Source organism: Paenibacillus sp. TAF43_2 (assembly GCF_052113545.1).
Taxonomy (GTDB): domain Bacteria; phylum Bacillota; class Bacilli; order Paenibacillales; family Paenibacillaceae; genus Pristimantibacillus.
This window is the reverse complement of sequence record NZ_JBFRDK010000140.1, coordinates 1-16449: the sequence shown is the minus strand read 5'-3', so window position 1 is coordinate 16449 and position 16449 is coordinate 1. Positions and strand designations below refer to the sequence as shown.

The window sequence follows — 16449 nt, the reverse complement described above, 5'->3', positions numbered from 1 at the left end:
TGACACCGGAAGGTATGCGCTCCAGCACACATGAAACCGCTTATTTAGAGGATGCCCACGAACCGTTAAAAAAGAAGCTGCCGCCAATGGAGCCTGATTATTATGTAGGAAAAGATATTTATCAGTGCCTGCTTTATTGCAAGAAAGAGGATGAGGGCTGCTACAAGGAAAATTTTTCTGAGCTCGGCTTCATTCGTTGGCATTTGTTTGGCAGTGACATTTTACCGCCTGGTGGCTCAAAGGCAAAAGGAATTCATGCTCTTGTTGAACGATCCGGTTTCGACCGTGAAAATATTTATGCATTTGGCGACGGTTTAAACGATCTGGAAATGATGCAATATGTCTATCACAGCGTTGCGATGGGCAATGCACCCGATGAAGTGAAGCAAGCCGCACGTTATGTAACGAAGGATGTAACAGAGGACGGCATTATGTATGGCCTGCGCATGCTTGGTTTATTAAAAGAATAGCGAAGGCACGCCTCGCGATTCTTCACATGTGTAAAATAAAAAAGGCAGATCTCTATGATAGAAATCTGCCTATTATCGCTCTATTTAATTACGCGTCTAGCAGTTACATAACGCTTGTCCCATGTGCTGCCTGAGAATTTGGAGATAGTTACGCCTACACCTACTCTGTAAGTGTGAAGGAGTTTATCATTACCGATATATATGCTTACGTGATTGATGATGCCATCACGATTCGTGTCAGAGAAAACAAGATCACCTGGTTTAAGATTGCTTTTCGAAACATAAGTGCCGGATTTCGATTGCTGCTTAGAAGATCTTGGCAAGTTAATGCCATTTTTCTTAAATACGTATTGAGTGAAAGACGAGCAGTCAAACGCGCTAGTAATCCCTGATTTTGCACCAAATTTATAAGGCACGCCCAAATATTTTTTTCCAGTTGCAATGACGCTGTTTGCTTTGGACGTACTTGATACCGTTGCTGCGTTTGCTTCTTGAGGCGCTATGACAGGCACGCTGGCAATGGCAATAGATAAGCTGATTCCAACACCTGCGATAAGTCTACTAATCTTTTTGTTTTTTGTGTTATTCATGATGTTCCTCCTTGAAATTAGGTAGTCTGTGTGTTGAGCTAGGAATACCATAACATAGATTAAATGCCCACTAATTACCTATGAGGAAGCAAACCCTTGCTGCTGCTGAATAAAAACAACTTTATTAAAAAGTGATGATAAAATACTCACTTTTTCTCACTTGACAGCTGTCCATTTGGTAAAGTTCATTTATAAGTGTTTTTACTCTATCGCCAAGCTGGATACAGGATATATACTGATGAAGTCGGGCCGACGAATCTTGAGGAAAGGAGCTGATCGATTTGATTAACAACCTGGAGGTGATCTCCGTTTAACGGAGATCGCTCATTAGAAGGAGACCGCAAGGTCTCCTTTTTACTTTTAAAAATGTTCTAACCATTATTAATGGAATTATTGTTAAACATTTCTTGTCATCTGAAAATGCTTACAATATAATAAGAAAGTGCAACAAGAAAGAAGTTCAAGTGGAGGGAATAACATCCATGGCTTTTATTGCTTGCAACAAAAACTCAGCGTTACCAAAAAACGAAAGGAGGAAGCAAAAAATGTTGATTAACACTACTGCTGCAAACAACTCTAAAAAGATTAGCTTGTTCGAGGAGGACATTTATTGTGAACTACAAAAATGGGAGAGACGTGCTTCCCCCTAGTCTATTGCAAGAGCTGCAAAAATACATTCAAGGTGATTTGATCTATGTGCCTAAGCTAGCGGAGAAACGCGCGCATTGGGGTGAGGTAAGCGGCACACGGAAGCTGCTTGCCGAACGTAACAAAGAAATTTACCTGTATTATTCGAATGGTTGGACTGTTGCTGATCTAGAGCGGAAATATCATTTATCGTGCGAAAGCAWTCGTAAGATCATTGTTAAATCACGATAATGAAAAAATATTGAAAAAAAGCAGATTGCCGCGAGCATCTGCTTTTTTTGTTGTCATTATTGAGAAAAAAGTAGGATTGACAAAACTAAGACAAACCTTTAAAAGGGATTTTTTGTCGAACGTCGAATGGTTAATGGATGCAATTTTGACGATAGATGTCGAATGAACACAAGAACAAATGGCAGTGGAGGATTAGAAAATGAAAACATTATTAATTGCAGAAGACGAGCCGGTTCTGCGCATGCTTATTATGGATACGCTCGAAGATGAAGGTTATGCGCTCGAGGAAGCGGCTGATGGGGAAGAAGCGTTACAAAAAATTGTGGACACTAACTTTGATTTAATTATTCTTGACTACATGATGCCTAAGATGACAGGTATTGAAGTCATTGAGAAAACAAGGCTGCTGGAGGATCGCAAGCATTCATGCATTCTTATGCTGTCAGCGAAAAGCCAGCAATCCGAACAAGAGAAAGTGCTGCTTGCTGGCGCCGATGGCTTTATGTCTAAGCCCTTCAGTCCGCTTGAGCTAATCGATAAGGTAGAGGAGATGTTACGTGGGTAAGCTGCGTCTCTTCTATAAGAAAAGAATTACACGACAGTTCGTAGCGATGATGGTGCTCGCTTTATCGCTTATTCTTATTGGGGCTGTTACCGTGCTGACAAGCTCGATTATTATATTGAAAAATTATGAGTCCGAAACGGTTCAAATGAGAGAGAAACAAGAGCTTGTCGCGCAAATTGCCGATCATTCCAATGATATTATTTTGAGAGCCCGCGGCTACTATGTCTATTTGACAGATTTCGAATATAAGCAGATTTTTTCAGAGAAGAAGCTGCTCGATCAATCTCTAGCAAAAATCAAGACTTATCCGATTAATGCAACGGAACAAGAAGTGATGAACAATATTGAGTCCTTTTTCGTCGATTACTTTGAAAACATTTTGCCTAAAGCTATCGAATATTCAAAAGCTCAAAATTATGAAGCGCTTCGCGTCCTCGTATCCGCAGGTGAGGATAACCCTGTAAATAAACTAATTAGCTATTCACGTGATTTTGAGAAACAAGTACAGCTGCTTGCTGAGCAAAAAAACGATGAATTATTTCGCAGCTTGACGCTTCAAGCCGTTATATTAATAGGCTACATCATTCTTATCTTAATTATATCTTCATTTATTACGAGAAAAGTGGCTAGAGATATTGGCGTGCCGCTCATGAGATTGACGAACCACGCTCGTGAGTTCGCGAATGGTGAATATTCGGAGCCGGAGGATCTCACAAGAGAAGATGAGCTTGGAGAGCTGGCACGAACCTTTAAGAAAATGATGACGCAAATCCAAAGCAAAGAAGAGGAGCTTCTCGCTCAAAACGAAGAACTTATTGCGCAGCAGGATGAGCTGCAGGCGCAGCAAGAGGAACTGCAGATCGCCGTAGGCGTAATGGAGCAAAATGAGAAATATTTGGAGAAGCGCAACCAGCTTGTACAATCCCTCTCTAATACCCTCGATAAACAAGAGCTGCTGCAAAGCATCATTTCTAATATTGTCGCTATCACYGATTCCGATAAAGGCTTAATTGTGATGATGAATAGAGAGCATGATTGCGCATCTGTAGGGATTTCCAATGCTTCAGCCAAACAGTTTATTGAGCAAATGGAAGATGGCATCGTATTACGTGCCTCACAGACCAAACAAGCATACAGTATGATTCGTGAATGTTCACTAGGCGAACAGGGATATCACGATTCTGCTATGAAGGCTACCGATTTAATCTTGCCCATTTTGAATGCATCAGAAGAAATGGTTGCCTGCCTAGTTATTACGAAGGTCAATCGTACGATTACGAAGCAAGAGGAAGAAGAGATCGTTGGCATGATGACACAAGTATCATTAGCCTTCGATAAACTGCATTTGTACGAGCTGTCGGAGAAGCAGCGCTTGATGACTGGAGATATACTGAACACCATTCAAGAAGGCATCCAATTGCTTGATCTAGATGGCAGCACGCTTCAAATTAATCACAAAATGGCTGAGATATTCGGATTTTTCAATCATGAAAAAGGAACAATTAATATGCCTTTTGAGCAATTCAAAGGTTTTGTCCAATCCTCTGTTGTTGATTCTGAATCGTTAATTCAATTTATGACTGGGCTTATCTCAAATGGACATTATAATGGCTTGCGCAGTATGAACTATGAAATTACAGAACCAGAAAGAAAATTCATTCAAATTTATTGCGAGCCCTTGTACCGCAATGGTCAACAATTCGGGTTATTGCTCGTTCACCGTGACATCACGAAGGAGTACGAGGTTGACCGGATGAAATCTGAGTTTGTAAGTACAGTTAGTCATGAGCTGCGGACGCCGCTTGCAAGTGTGCTTGGATTCGCAGAGCTGCTGCTTCACCGGGAACTGAAGCCGGAGCGCCAGCGGAAATATGTATCGACGATTTATCAAGAAGCAAGAAGATTAACGACGTTAATTAATGACTTTTTAGATTTGCAACGAATGGAATCAGGTAAACAAACATATGAAATGAAAAGCACATCGTTAACGCCATTAATTAAAGAAGCCATCGACATGCAGCAAATGTCTACCAGCATCCATCAAATCACATGGCAAAATGATGCACAAGAAGCAATTGTAATTGCAGATAAAGATAAAATGCTTCAGGTATTCATTAATTTATTGAGCAACGCAATTAAATACTCGCCAAATGGCGGACAAATCACTTTGTTTAGCTGCATTAACAAAGATATGATCGTCATACGTTTAGAAGATCAGGGACTTGGCATTCCAAAGGATGCACTGCCTAATCTCTTCAACAAGTTTTATCGTGTCGATAATTCAGATCGAAGAGAAATTGGCGGGACTGGCTTAGGCTTAGCAATCGTAAAAGAGATTGTTACAAGGCATGATGGCAAAATAGAGGTTTTTTCCGAGTTCGGACATGGAAGTACCTTTATCGTGACGCTTCCACTGGCTAGGCAGCAAGAACGAATACAAAACGATGAGTTGAAGGAAAATACTTCTTCTGAGACGTCCATTCAAGTGATGCTGATTGAAAACGACCTTAATTTGTCCACTTTACTCCGTGATGAATTGAGGTCTAGTGGATTTCATGTTCACCTGTTCACAGAAGGTGGATTGGCTATGAATGCAATTGAACAGCTCAAACCGGATATCGTGGTCATCGATCTGATGCTGGAATCAGGAATTACCGGCTGGGATATTATTAGCAAAATCAAGAAATCCGATGTATTGCTAAATACGCCAATCATCATTTCGAGCGCCTTCGAAGAGAAAGAAAAAGCTGCACAATGGGGAATTAATGAATTCCTTGTGAAACCCTATTTACCTGGCAGACTAAGTGCAGCAATCTCTCGTTTGCTGCGATAATTGGGGGAGCCCATTTTCATGAAGACGGAAAAATATAAACAGCTGATTCAACAGCGAATTACACAGACGATCGATGATTGGTCCAATCAAACAGCAGTTGAGGAACAAGATATTCATCGATTTTTCCATAATCTTAAAGGGACAAGCGGTACAATTGGGCTGCGTGAGGTTGAAAAGTTTTCGGAATCCAAAGAACAATTATTTTCTGAAAAAAGCAAAAAAACGTACATACGCGAGGAGTGGTCAGAGCATTTGCTGCCACTAACGGCCATGTTTCCTCAAGTACTGCAGCTGCTAGACGGACTCGACAATGCAAATGAGGGTCAGGCCGATTCCCTTGATGATCATTCAAAGCATCACAATCGTGTACTTGTCATTGATGATGATGTTGAATTTGTAACCTATGTCAAAGAAGTTTTAGAGAAAAATGATTATCCAGTAAGCATTGCTCTGAATGCGGAGCGCGGTTTAAAGCTGTTCTACGAATGGAAGCCTAATCTCATCCTTCTTGATATCGTGTTGCCCGATCGAAGCGGCATGTATGTTCTTAATCAAATCGTTGATAAGGCGAAGCAGCAGCATATTCCGATTATTATGGTCAGCGGGAATGTATCCGTCGAAAATCAAGTTAACGCCTATCGATCCGGTGCGATGGACTTTCTTGCCAAGCCGTTTGATGTTGAGCTGCTTAAGGCTCTCATCGACAATCGATTTGCGATGAAGATGGACTGGGAACGCTCGATCATTATTGATGAGTTAACAGGCGCTTACAATCGCAAGCATTTCAATCAAATGATGCGGCAGCATATCGACAGCTTTAAGCGCTCAAACGATATTTTTTCGCTCGTTATGATTGATTTGGATTACTTCAAGCTTGTTAATGATACCTATGGTCATCTTCAAGGGGATGAGGTGCTTCAAGCCTTTGTGGCAACTACACAACATGCGATCAGACCAAGAGACATTTTATGTCGATATGGCGGGGAAGAATTTGCTCTCATTTTACCGAACACGGATGCAGTTCAAGCGGCTTTTCTTATGGAGCGTCTACGCACTAAATTTAATGCTATTAAATTTCAAACGAGTGATTCTAACTTCCAAGTCACATTTTCATCAGGAATCACGGAAATAACGGAACTTAATAGCCATTCTGCTACACTGGTAGATGAAGCGGATCAAGCTTTATACAGTGGGAAACGCGGAGGAAGAAACCAAACGGTTGTTTATTCCAAGGCGTTAATCCATTCCAAAAACGAATCGATATTAAACATCATTGTCGTTGATGATGATCCATTAATCCGAGAAATTATCATCAATCGTTTTTTTAACTGGAAACCTACAAATCATACGAAGGTAAAAGCAGAAGGCTATGCAGACGGTAGAACGTTCTTATCCTCCAACTGGTACAAAGAGAGTGAAAAGTTTATTATCCTGCTCGATGGCTCTATGCCTGATTTGGACGGATTAGAGGTATTAAAGGAGCTGCGCCTCAATTATCCTGAACAACAGCTGTTGATCGTCATGCTGACGGCCCGCAATAATACCTCTGATATCGTCAATGCACTTCAAATTGGTGCAGATGATTACGTCGTTAAGCCATTTCATATGCAGGAGCTTGTGCTGAGAATCGAACGATTGGCTAGTCGAATCGTTAACTAGATTAAGGAATAGCACAAAAAATCGCGCTTCGATAAGAAGCGCGATTTTTTTATAGGGCATCCTATGATTACAGACTTGCATTCCCTATTAGGGAATAGTATGTTTAGAAAAATTAGACCGAATCAGCGATGGACGGCTTCCGGCAATTCTACAACGGTTTGGGGATACTTATAATCGTTCTGATAACAGTTCGTGTCTGAATCATAAGTAGACTGTGAAAGCTTGTGAGAGATCGCAAATATGGGAAGTTTTGGGTTGACGTGCAGGGAAGAATCATAAAAAGAGCATCGTTCAAAATTAAAGTCCAGTGTAGTGATAATAATGACGCAGTTCGAAAAGGTACATCCGATAAAGCTGAATCCGTCAAAAGCAATCGTTTCATTCGTAAAATGTTCATTCGAAATTGTGTGCATAATCAGCGCTCCTATTCTGTGGTGGGACAACCTAATTGCTAGTCTATCAGATTCGTGATGTGATGTTTGTCGGTTGATGCATGTGAAAAATAATAATTAACGACATAAATAGCGTTCATTTGAGATGACTCTCCATTAATATAGTGAGTACAATATTTTTTTACAAAATACGATTGATTAAGTGAAGGAGCTGTATAAATGGACTCAAAAAAATTAGCCGCCGAAAAAGCTGTCGAGTTTCTTAAGGACGGAATGGTCGTGGGATTAGGAACAGGATCAACTGCTTATTGGGCGATTCAAAAAATCGGCCAAAAAGTAAAGGAAGGCCTATCGATTAAAGCAATTGCTACGTCGAGAGCTTCTGAAGAGCTTGCGATAGAGCTTGGCATTACGATGCTTCCATTCGCAGAGATTGAGCAAATTGATGTGACAATTGACGGCGCAGATGAAGTAAATAACGAATGGAACTTAATCAAGGGCGGAGGAGGCGCGCTGCTCCGAGAGAAAATCGTAGCTGCCGCCAGTAAGCAGCTAATTATCATCGTAGATGAAAGCAAGCATGTCGGGCAATTGGGACGTTTCCCGCTCCCGGTAGAAATCGTTCCGTTTGGTTACGAAATGACAATAAGAAAACTGCGTAATCTTGGAGCTGAGACGAGTATTAGAACGAATGAAAATCAAATGTTTGTAACGGATAATGGCAACTATATTGTAGATTGTCAGTTTGGTACCATTTCGCAAGCAGAACAGCTGGAACATACATTGAATCTCATACCTGGTGTCGTCGATAACGGTCTGTTTATTGGTATGGCAACGAAGGTCATCGTAGGTTATGCCAATGGTACAGTGAAGCTGCTGTAAATGCTGTCTAATAGATGTATGCTGCACTTAGCTTGACACATCACCCGAAAGTGGTTTACAACCATATACAGAGGTGAGCGACATGAGCGTCATTCGGTTGGAGAACGTAACGAAAAAGTATGAAGATACACTTATTTTTCGAGATATTTATTTTCGTATAAACAAAGGGGAACGAATCGGTCTTATAGGCCGTAACGGCGCAGGAAAATCAACCGTATTTAAACTTATTTTAGGCAGAGAAGAGCCTACGGCAGGGAAGGTAGAGGTTGATCCGAAGGTCAAGGTGAGCTACTTCTCACAGTTCACAGAGCTGAGCGGCAATCGTTCCGTCAAACAAGAGCTGGAGCTTTGTTATGAGCATATTTGGAGCATCGAACGCGAGCTTCAGGAAATCGGAGAAAAGCTTGGTATTACCGTTGATGCTGATGAAATGGATCAGCTGCTGAATCGTCAAGCAGATCTCTTCGAGCAGATGGAGCATCATAATGGCTGGAATGCTGCTGTAGAGATCGATACCGTACTCACTAAGCTTGGATTTGATGAGCAATCGCGTCAACAGCCTATCGATCAATTGTCAGGCGGCTGGCGCAACCGCGCCGCACTAGCCAAAATGTTAATTGAGCTGCCTGACGTCGTACTTCTTGATGAGCCGACGAACTTTCTAGACCTCGAAGGTCTTGCTTGGCTGGAGCAATGGTTAAATCGCTTTAGCGGCACAATGATTTTGGTATCTCATGATCGGCRGTTTATTGACAGGGTAGTGACTCGTACCATTGAGATTGAAAATTATCATTTTCAAGAATACGAAGGCAATTATACCGATTATATTCGGAAGAAGAAGCTGCGCAAAAAAGAACTTGATCGGCAGTTCGAATGGGAAGAGGAGCTTCTGCTTATGGAAGCGGAGGAAATCGACAACCGTTCGAGCAGGAAATGTTCCAAAGATCGTCTGTCGCGGAAGCTGGCAGATATGAAGAAAAGAGTAGAGCCGCATCCTGTAAACGTTCTGATTACTGATATTTATGAAAATTTGCGTTTTCCAGACAACTTATGCACTGTCGATGCAATAAGCAAAAACTATGCTGAGCGTGTTATCTTTCAAGATGTCAGCTTTGATATCCAGAAGGAAGACCGGATTGCTATTATCGGTTCAAATGGCAGCGGAAAATCCACTTTAATTAAAGTGCTAACAGGACAAGAACCGGCTGATTCAGGTGCCGTGCAGTTTAGCAAAGGCGTAAGCTACGCCTATTTCAATCGCATGTGGGACGAGCTCGATCAGAAGGATACGGTAAGCCATGCAGTAAACATCTATGGCCTTGGACTTAATGCCCCTCGCAAGAAAGTGAATAAGTTTCTTTCTATGCTGCAGTTCTCGGAAGCAGACCTTCAAAAAGTGATCGGAAGCTTATCCGGCGGACAACAGGCACGTGTGGCACTCGCAAAATGTTTGCTGTCCGGCGCCGAACTAATCATTTTGGATGAGCCTACCAATCATCTGGATTTGACCAGCATACAGGTGATGGAGCAGGCGTTAATTCATTTCCCTGGAGCAGTACTCACCGTAAGCCATGATCGTTTCTTCATTGATAAAATTGCTACAAAGCTGCTGACCTTCGAACCGGGTGGAGTAATTACTCAACAAAGTGTATAGCTCACAGCAAAACATAGTATAAGCCAACCTAATGGGGTTGGCTTTTTTTTGTTTATCCGAGCTCAAATAATAAAGATAAGCTGCATATATGGCGGGAGATCGAAGTCATGTTTCAGCGGTCTGTCTTCATATACTACGATACGTGCGGATACCGTCGAACATTGTCCACTAACCATGCCTCGTCTAAGAAGGAGTGGAGTGAGATGCAATTTTCTATATCCGATGAGCTGGAAATGACTCACGCAGTGTTAAGGGAATTTGCAGAAAGCGAGGTTGCAACTAGAGCAGTCGAACGTGATGAGAAGGAGCAGTTTGATCGATCATTATTTGACCAATTGGCTAAGCTTGGCATAACAGGCATACCTATTGATGACTTAAATGGCGGTGCCGGCAGCGATTGGATGACTTTCATTATTGTAATAGAAGAACTGGCTCGTGTCTGCGCTTCTACAGCTGCTCAGCTTGCCGCCCATACGGTTTATGCTGCTATGCCGATTTTCACTTTTGGCGGCGACGCTTTAAAAGCTTTGTATCTTAAGGACCTCGCAAAAGGTGCAAAGCTGGGTGGATGCGCTCTGCCATCGACAGTAGTGGGGAACGAGGGATTGTGCAGCAGCATTTCAGCACGTCGACGAGGAGATCACTGGGAGTTAAGCGGCGAGCATACATGTGTCATTCATGGAGATATTGCGGATTATTGCATTGTTATTGCAAAGACGGAGTTAGAACGAAAGAAATCGCCATGTACAGCTTTTTTAATAGAAACGAGTAAAGCTGGATGGCAAATAGGGCAGCGAGTACGAACGATGGGATTGCGTTCTTTCCACATTTCAAATGTGAAGCTGGATAAATATGAGTTATCTGAGACAAACAAAATCGGAAAAGATGGTCAAGGGTTTGAAATCATTTTGAATTCCATCGATATCGGGCATTTGAGTGCAGCTGCGCAATCCATTGGCATTGCCCAAGGAGCTTTTGAGGCTGCAGCTGCCTATGCCAAGGAGCGCAAGCAATTCGGTCATTTAATTGGAAAGCAGCAAGGCATCTCTTTCAAGCTTGCAGATATGGCAACTCAGCTGGAAGCAGCCAGACTTCTCGCTTATCAAGCGGCGTGGCGCAAGGATGAAGGCTTAAGCTTTGCAAAGGAAGCCGCCATCGCGCGTAAGTTCGCGGCAGAAATGGCTGTTGCCGTTGCGATTGAGGCTGTACAAATATTTGGCGGTTATGGCTATATGCAAGAATATCGGATGGAACGTTTTTTAAGGGATGCAAAATGTGTGGAAACGGGGCTTGGAATGGGCGGGATGGAAGTGGATTGCATCCATCGGATGCTGAAGGAGTAGGAGGTATATCACCATGCGCCAGACCGTTATTATAGGAGGGAAACGAACAGCATTCGGAAAGCTAGGCGGCATGTTCAAAAATGAGAAAGCCGTTGATCTGGGCGCTGCCGTAATTAAAGGAGCCATGCAGCAAGCAGGCATACACGCAAGTCAAGCTGATGCCGTCATGATGGGACTGGTGCTTCAAGCAGGCTGCGGTCAAAATCCAGCTCGACAAGCTGCCATTCTTGCCGGGATCGATTGGAGCGTTCCAGCGGAAACGATTAACAAAGTTTGTGCTTCGGGCTTGCGAGCCATCTCTATGGCAGATCAGGTCATACGTGCTGGAGATGCAAACATAATATTAGCTGGTGGAATGGAGAGCATGAGTCAAGCCCCATTTGCTGTTCGAACGGCTAGATGGGGAAACAAGCTGGGAAATGCCGAACTGACGGATTTATTGATTCATGATGGTTTGCTTTGTCCTTTCGAAGATGTACTGATGGCTGTTTATGGCAACAAAATTGCATCAGATCATAATATTAGCCGAATGGAACAAGATGAAYGGGCATTAAGGAGTCATGACCGAGCGAGCACTGCGGCAAATCTGCGATTATTTGAGGATGAAGTTGAGCCTTACTACACTTCTGCAAACGCTATCTTGGCCATCGACGAAGGACCACGTTTTAATACGGATTTGTCAAAGCTTGCGCTGCTAAAACCGATTCATGGTCCGAGCGGTACGATTACGGCTGGGAATGCTCCTAGTGTGAATGACGGCGCCGCCGCTATGCTCCTCATGTCGGAGGAAGAAGCGATACGAGGCGGACACAAGCCGCTTGCCAAAATTATCGGACATAGCACCATTGGTGCGAGTGCTCCTAATTTAGCTGCTGCGCCAGCGCTTGCAATCCAAAAGCTATTGCGAAAAACGGGCATTCCTTTAAAAAACATTGATTTATTTGAGGTGAACGAAGCATTTGCCTCCGTCATCCTAAGCTGCGGGAAAATAGTAGGCTGGGATGAGGAGAAGGTCAATGTAAATGGCGGTGCGATTGCGCTTGGACATCCAATCGGTGCAAGCGGCGCAAGAATTTTACTCACTTTAATTTACGAACTTAAGCGCCGCGGCGGCGGTTTAGGCATTGCTGCCATCTGCAGCGGCGGAGCCCAGGGTGATGCCATGCTCATTCAGGTGGAGGGCTAAGGCAAAGGGGGTGCTCATGATTATCCAAACCGTTACAGTAATTGGAGCTGGACAAATGGGCAGCGGAATTGCACAGACATTAGCGCAAAATGGGTTGCAGGTAACACTTTACGATATTGAGCAAGCTGCCGTGGCAAGGGGGATTGCCACAATTAATTCTTCGCTGGCTCGACTTGCTGCCAAAGGAAATATTAGCGAGGCTGATCGAACTCAGACCATAAAATCCATTATACCTTCGACAGACTTAATGTGCGCCAATCGCTCTGATCTAATAATTGAAGCTGCGCCAGAGAATATAGCGATGAAAAAAGCGCTTTTTGAGAAGCTTGATCAAATTTGTCAACCAAATGCCATTTTGGCTACCAATACGTCCTCGTTATCGATTACAGAGATAGCTTCAGCAACAAAAAGAGCATCGCGTGTAATCGGCATGCATTTCATGAACCCCGTACCTATTATGCCATTAGTCGAAATTATTAAAGGACTTGAGACTTCGAGTGATACATTTGAAAAAATAAAAGCATTGACACACACAATCAAAAAAACGTCGATTGAGGTTCAAGATTTCCCTGGCTTTGTCTCCAATCGAATTCTGATGCCTATGATAAATGAAGCGATTTACACGGTGTATGAGGGGGTCGCTAAGCCTGATGCTGTAGACCAAGTGATGAGGCTTGGCATGAACCATCCGATGGGTCCGCTTACGCTTGCCGACTTTATTGGACTCGATACTTGCTTAGCTATCATGGAGACACTGCAGGCCGGATTCGGCGATTCAAAGTATAGACCATGCCCGCTGCTGCGCAAATATGTGCAGGCTGGCTGGCTAGGCAGGAAAGCAGGACGCGGCTTTTATGTGTACTCGAATGAGAAGGGATAGGTATATCCGAAGGGAGACGGGCGATGGAACTCCGACTTTCAAAGGAACAGTTAGAGCTGCAACAAGCAGTACGACGTTTTGCAGAGACAGAAGTAGCCAGCGTTGTGCCGATCATGGAGCAACATGATCAATTTCCCACCCTTCTCATTGAAAAACTATCACAAGCAGGATTTATGGGCATTCCAATTCCTAAGCAATGGGGAGGAGCAGGCTGCGATTTTATTTCCTACATTGCTGCGGTTAACGAAATATCAAAGATAAGCGCGGCGCTTGGCGTCATCTTGTCCGTTCATACTTCGGTTTGCACTTTGCCGATCCTGCATTATGGTACGCAAGCTCAAATATCAAGATATGTTCCCGAGCTTGCTTCGGGTGAGCGCTTAGGCGCGTTCGCTTTGACAGAGCCTCACGCGGGTTCGGACGCATCCTCTATTCGAACAACAGCAGTATTAGACGGAGAATATTATGTTCTGAACGGATCAAAGGTATTTATCACGAATGCCGGCGCAGCCAATGTTTATGTTGCATTTGCAGTGACTGATGCAAGCAAAGGGGCATACGGCATTACCGCTTTTATTATTGAAAGTGAAACAAAAGGGCTAACGATCGGAAGAAAAGAAAAAAAATTAGGTTTGCACGGATCGAATACTTGTGAGCTTATATTTGATCAATTAAGGATACCCGTTTCCCATAGACTTGGCGAAGAAGGCAAAGGCTTTTCCATAGCCAAAGGCTCCCTTGATGGCGGACGTATCGGAATCAGCGCCCAAGCGCTCGGAATTGCGCAAGCTGCGCTAAACATTCTAAATGACCGCTTCCAACCGAAGGCTGCAATGTTGATAAAGCCAGATCAGAAGGCAATGCATCAGCAAGTTAAACTCGCTGGCATAACAGCTAAAGTAGAGGCAGCGAGATTGCTCGTTTATCGCGCGGCGTATTTGCATCAGGAAGGTTTGCCTTGTACGAAGGAAGCATCCATGGCCAAAATGTTCGCATCTGATACAGCAGTTGCAGTGACTAGCCAGGCTATGCAAATGCTCGGATCAGACAGCTGCCTGCAAGGATCAACGATAGAACGACTGTTCCGAGATGCGAAAGCCACTCAAATTTACGAGGGAACGAACGAAATTCACCGAATCGTAATCAGCGGCAAAATACTCAAATCATTATGATTTCTAAAAAGGCGGTGGCGAGATGGGTCATACTCCCGGAGAGCGATTTCGCGAGGCGCTTCAAGTCGAGAAGCCTTTGCAGATCGCAGGCGCTATTAATGCCTTTTCGGCAATGATGGCGGAAAGAGCAGGGTTTCGCGCTTTGTATTTATCTGGTGCAGGTGTTGCTAATGCGTCGTTCGGTCTTCCTGATCTTGGGATTACAACGCTGCAGGATTGTCTTGAGGATGTAAGAAGAATAACGAGTGTTACAGAGCTGCCACTGCTCGTAGATGTGGATACGGGCTTTGGAGGAGCTTTCCAAATTGCGCGAACGATTAAGCTGATGAACCGTGCGGGAGCCGCCGGCGTTCATATTGAAGATCAAATCATGGCTAAACGCTGCGGGCATCGCCCTAACAAAGCAATCGTAAGCAAGGAGGAAATGGTTGATCGGATTAAAGCAGCTGCAGACGCAAGAGAAGATGATCAGTTTGTCATTATGGCTCGCACGGATGCGCTTGCGGTTGAGGGATTAGAAGCTGCAATTGAACGGGCATGCGCATGTGTGGAGGCCGGAGCAGATATGATTTTCCCTGAGGCAATAACAAAACTTGAGGATTATCAAGCCTTTGCTGATGCGGTGAAGGTTCCTATACTCGCAAACATTACGGAGTTCGGGCAAACTCCGCTGTATACGATAAAAGAGCTTGAGCATGCAGGTGTCAGCTTAGCTCTTTATCCGTTATCTGCCTTTCGCGCAATGTCAGCAGCAGCTCTTCATGTCTATGAAACGATAAAACAAGAAGGAACACAGAAAAATGTCATAAATGTTATGCAAACTAGAGCAGAGCTTTATGATTTCCTCGATTATTTGAGCTACGAAGAGAAGCTGGATCAGCTTTATGGAGTCAAAGAGGAGGAGAACCGTCATGACAAATAAAAAACAAGGCGGTCTCGCCGACGTTATAGCGGGACAGACCTCGATTTCGACAGTCGGGAAAGCGGGAAAGGGCTTAACCTATCGAGGTTATTCGATTGATGATCTCGCCCTTCATGGAAGCTTTGAAGAAACTGCTTTTTTACTGTTATATGGAGTACTGCCAAGCGATGTCCAGTTAAAAGATTACAGGGAGAAGCTTGCGTCTCTTAGACAACTGCCAGCAGGTGTATTGAACATATTGGAGCAGCTGCCGAGCAGCACACACCCAATGGATGTGCTTCGTACGGGGGTTTCGGCGTTAGCTGCGTTCGAACCAGAAAATGAGGAGCGTGACGCTTACCACATCGCTGATAGATTAATAGCCTGCAGCGCCTCTATTTTATTATATTGGTATCATTATCAGAAGAGTGGGAGAAGGATTGATACAGAGACCGATCAACAAAGTGTTGCTGGACATTTTCTGCAGCTGCTTCATGATCAACGCCCGAACGAGCTTCATGAGAAAGCTTTTGATGTTTCACTTGTACTGTATGCGGAGCATGAATTCAACGCTTCTACATTTGCAGCACGTGTTACTGCATCTACTTTATCAGATATGTATTCCGCCATTACGACTGGCATCGGCACACTCCGCGGACCTCTTCACGGTGGTGCCAACGAAGCCGCGATGGAGCTGATTGAACAATTCGGCAGCGTGAGCGAAGCCGAGATCGGGATTAGACAAATGCTGAAGGACAAAAAATTAATTATGGGCTTTGGACATCGTGTTTATTCTGTATCTGACCCACGATCCGATATTATTAAATACTGGTCAAATAGACTCTCTGCAGGGGCTGAGAATTCAATCATTTATCCAATTTCCGAGTCTATAGAGAAAATAATGCTGCAAGAGAAAAAACTATTTGCTAATTTGGATTTTTACAGTGCGTCAGCCTATCGATTTATGGGCATTCCAACCTCACTTTTTACACCGATCTTCGTTATTTCTCGTACCAGCGGCTGGGCTTCCCATATCATTGAGC

Annotated in this window: 15 protein-coding genes; 13 read left to right on the top strand and 2 right to left on the bottom strand. The window is 43.7% G+C overall.

What is annotated here, in order from left to right; all coding sequences use genetic code 11:
- Positions 1–470 (top strand): HAD hydrolase family protein (locus AB4Z17_RS24235; RefSeq protein ID WP_441962580.1); only part of this gene is annotated, 470 nt, incomplete at its 5' end.
- A gap of 80 nt (positions 471–550) precedes the next feature.
- Here the strand turns inward: AB4Z17_RS24235 and AB4Z17_RS24230 are convergent.
- Positions 551–1060 (bottom strand): C40 family peptidase, encoded by a 510-nt coding sequence (locus tag AB4Z17_RS24230; RefSeq protein WP_441962578.1) that lies wholly within the window; start codon positions 1058–1060, stop codon positions 551–553.
- Positions 1061–1672: 612 nt separating this feature from the next.
- Here AB4Z17_RS24230 and AB4Z17_RS24225 point away from each other — a divergent pair.
- From AB4Z17_RS24225 to AB4Z17_RS24210, 4 genes are all read left to right on the top strand, one after another.
- Positions 1673–1939, top strand: a complete 267-nt coding sequence (locus tag AB4Z17_RS24225) for a CD3324 family protein (protein ID WP_441962576.1) — start codon at positions 1673–1675, stop codon at positions 1937–1939.
- 199 nt (positions 1940–2138) lie between these two features.
- Positions 2139–2504 (top strand): response regulator transcription factor, encoded by a 366-nt coding sequence (locus tag AB4Z17_RS24220; protein WP_441962575.1) that lies wholly within the window; start codon positions 2139–2141, stop codon positions 2502–2504.
- On the top strand, positions 2497–5337 hold the full coding sequence (locus AB4Z17_RS24215; RefSeq protein ID WP_441962573.1) for an ATP-binding protein: 2841 nt from the start codon (positions 2497–2499) through the stop codon (positions 5335–5337). Before AB4Z17_RS24220 ends, AB4Z17_RS24215 begins: the two co-directional genes overlap by 8 nt.
- A gap of 18 nt (positions 5338–5355) precedes the next feature.
- Entirely contained in the window at positions 5356–6996 is a 1641-nt protein-coding gene (locus tag AB4Z17_RS24210) for a diguanylate cyclase (RefSeq protein WP_441962571.1), read from the top strand.
- 122 nt (positions 6997–7118) lie between these two features.
- Here AB4Z17_RS24210 and AB4Z17_RS24205 read toward each other — a convergent pair whose 3' ends face one another.
- Positions 7119–7409 (bottom strand): hypothetical protein, encoded by a 291-nt coding sequence (locus AB4Z17_RS24205; RefSeq protein WP_076265938.1) that lies wholly within the window; start codon positions 7407–7409, stop codon positions 7119–7121.
- 198 nt (positions 7410–7607) lie between these two features.
- Here AB4Z17_RS24205 and rpiA point away from each other — a divergent pair, with 198 nt between their 5' ends.
- The 8 genes from rpiA to AB4Z17_RS24165 all read left to right on the top strand — a co-directional run.
- Entirely contained in the window at positions 7608–8270 is a 663-nt protein-coding gene (gene rpiA, locus AB4Z17_RS24200; protein WP_441962569.1) for a ribose-5-phosphate isomerase RpiA, read from the top strand.
- Positions 8271–8352: 82 nt separating this feature from the next.
- Positions 8353–9924 carry an ABC-F family ATP-binding cassette domain-containing protein gene (locus tag AB4Z17_RS24195; protein ID WP_441962568.1) on the top strand — a complete coding sequence of 524 codons (1572 nt, stop codon included), beginning with the start codon at positions 8353–8355 and terminating at the stop codon, positions 9922–9924.
- Between the two features lie 203 nt (positions 9925–10127).
- Entirely contained in the window at positions 10128–11267 is a 1140-nt protein-coding gene (locus AB4Z17_RS24190; protein ID WP_441962566.1) for an acyl-CoA dehydrogenase family protein, read from the top strand.
- A 13-nt stretch (positions 11268–11280) separates the two neighbouring features.
- The gene (locus tag AB4Z17_RS24185) at positions 11281–12453 is read left to right on the top strand and encodes an acetyl-CoA C-acetyltransferase (protein ID WP_441962564.1); all 1173 of its coding nucleotides are present in this window, start codon (positions 11281–11283) and stop codon (positions 12451–12453) included.
- Between the two features lie 16 nt (positions 12454–12469).
- Positions 12470–13333, top strand: coding sequence for a 3-hydroxybutyryl-CoA dehydrogenase (locus AB4Z17_RS24180; protein ID WP_441962562.1), 864 nt, complete (start codon positions 12470–12472; stop codon positions 13331–13333).
- 23 nt (positions 13334–13356) lie between these two features.
- Positions 13357–14505 (top strand): acyl-CoA dehydrogenase family protein, encoded by a 1149-nt coding sequence (locus AB4Z17_RS24175; RefSeq protein WP_441962560.1) that lies wholly within the window; start codon positions 13357–13359, stop codon positions 14503–14505.
- Positions 14506–14527: 22 nt separating this feature from the next.
- Complete coding sequence (gene prpB / locus AB4Z17_RS24170; RefSeq protein WP_441962558.1) at positions 14528–15427, top strand: methylisocitrate lyase; 900 nt, start codon at positions 14528–14530, stop codon at positions 15425–15427.
- On the top strand, positions 15417–16449 hold a 1033-nt coding region (locus AB4Z17_RS24165), incomplete at its 3' end, for a citrate/2-methylcitrate synthase (RefSeq protein ID WP_441962556.1). The genes prpB and AB4Z17_RS24165, both read left to right, overlap by 11 nt.

Excerpts from the sequence above, each read along its gene's own strand:
- prpB (WP_441962558.1), top strand. The coding sequence starts at position 14,528 with ATGGGTCATACTCCCGGAGAGCGATTTCGCGAGGCGCTTCAAGTCGAG.
- rpiA (WP_441962569.1), top strand. The coding sequence starts at position 7,608 with ATGGACTCAAAAAAATTAGCCGCCGAAAAAGCTGTCGAGTTTCTTAAG.
- AB4Z17_RS24210 (WP_441962571.1), top strand. The coding sequence starts at position 5,356 with ATGAAGACGGAAAAATATAAACAGCTGATTCAACAGCGAATTACACAG.
- AB4Z17_RS24220 (WP_441962575.1), top strand. The coding sequence starts at position 2,139 with ATGAAAACATTATTAATTGCAGAAGACGAGCCGGTTCTGCGCATGCTT.
- AB4Z17_RS24205 (WP_076265938.1), bottom strand. The coding sequence starts at position 7,409 with ATGCACACAATTTCGAATGAACATTTTACGAATGAAACGATTGCTTTT.
- AB4Z17_RS24180 (WP_441962562.1), top strand. The coding sequence starts at position 12,470 with ATGATTATCCAAACCGTTACAGTAATTGGAGCTGGACAAATGGGCAGC.
- AB4Z17_RS24190 (WP_441962566.1), top strand. The coding sequence starts at position 10,128 with ATGCAATTTTCTATATCCGATGAGCTGGAAATGACTCACGCAGTGTTA.
- AB4Z17_RS24175 (WP_441962560.1), top strand. The coding sequence starts at position 13,357 with ATGGAACTCCGACTTTCAAAGGAACAGTTAGAGCTGCAACAAGCAGTA.
- AB4Z17_RS24230 (WP_441962578.1), bottom strand. The coding sequence starts at position 1,060 with ATGAATAACACAAAAAACAAAAAGATTAGTAGACTTATCGCAGGTGTT.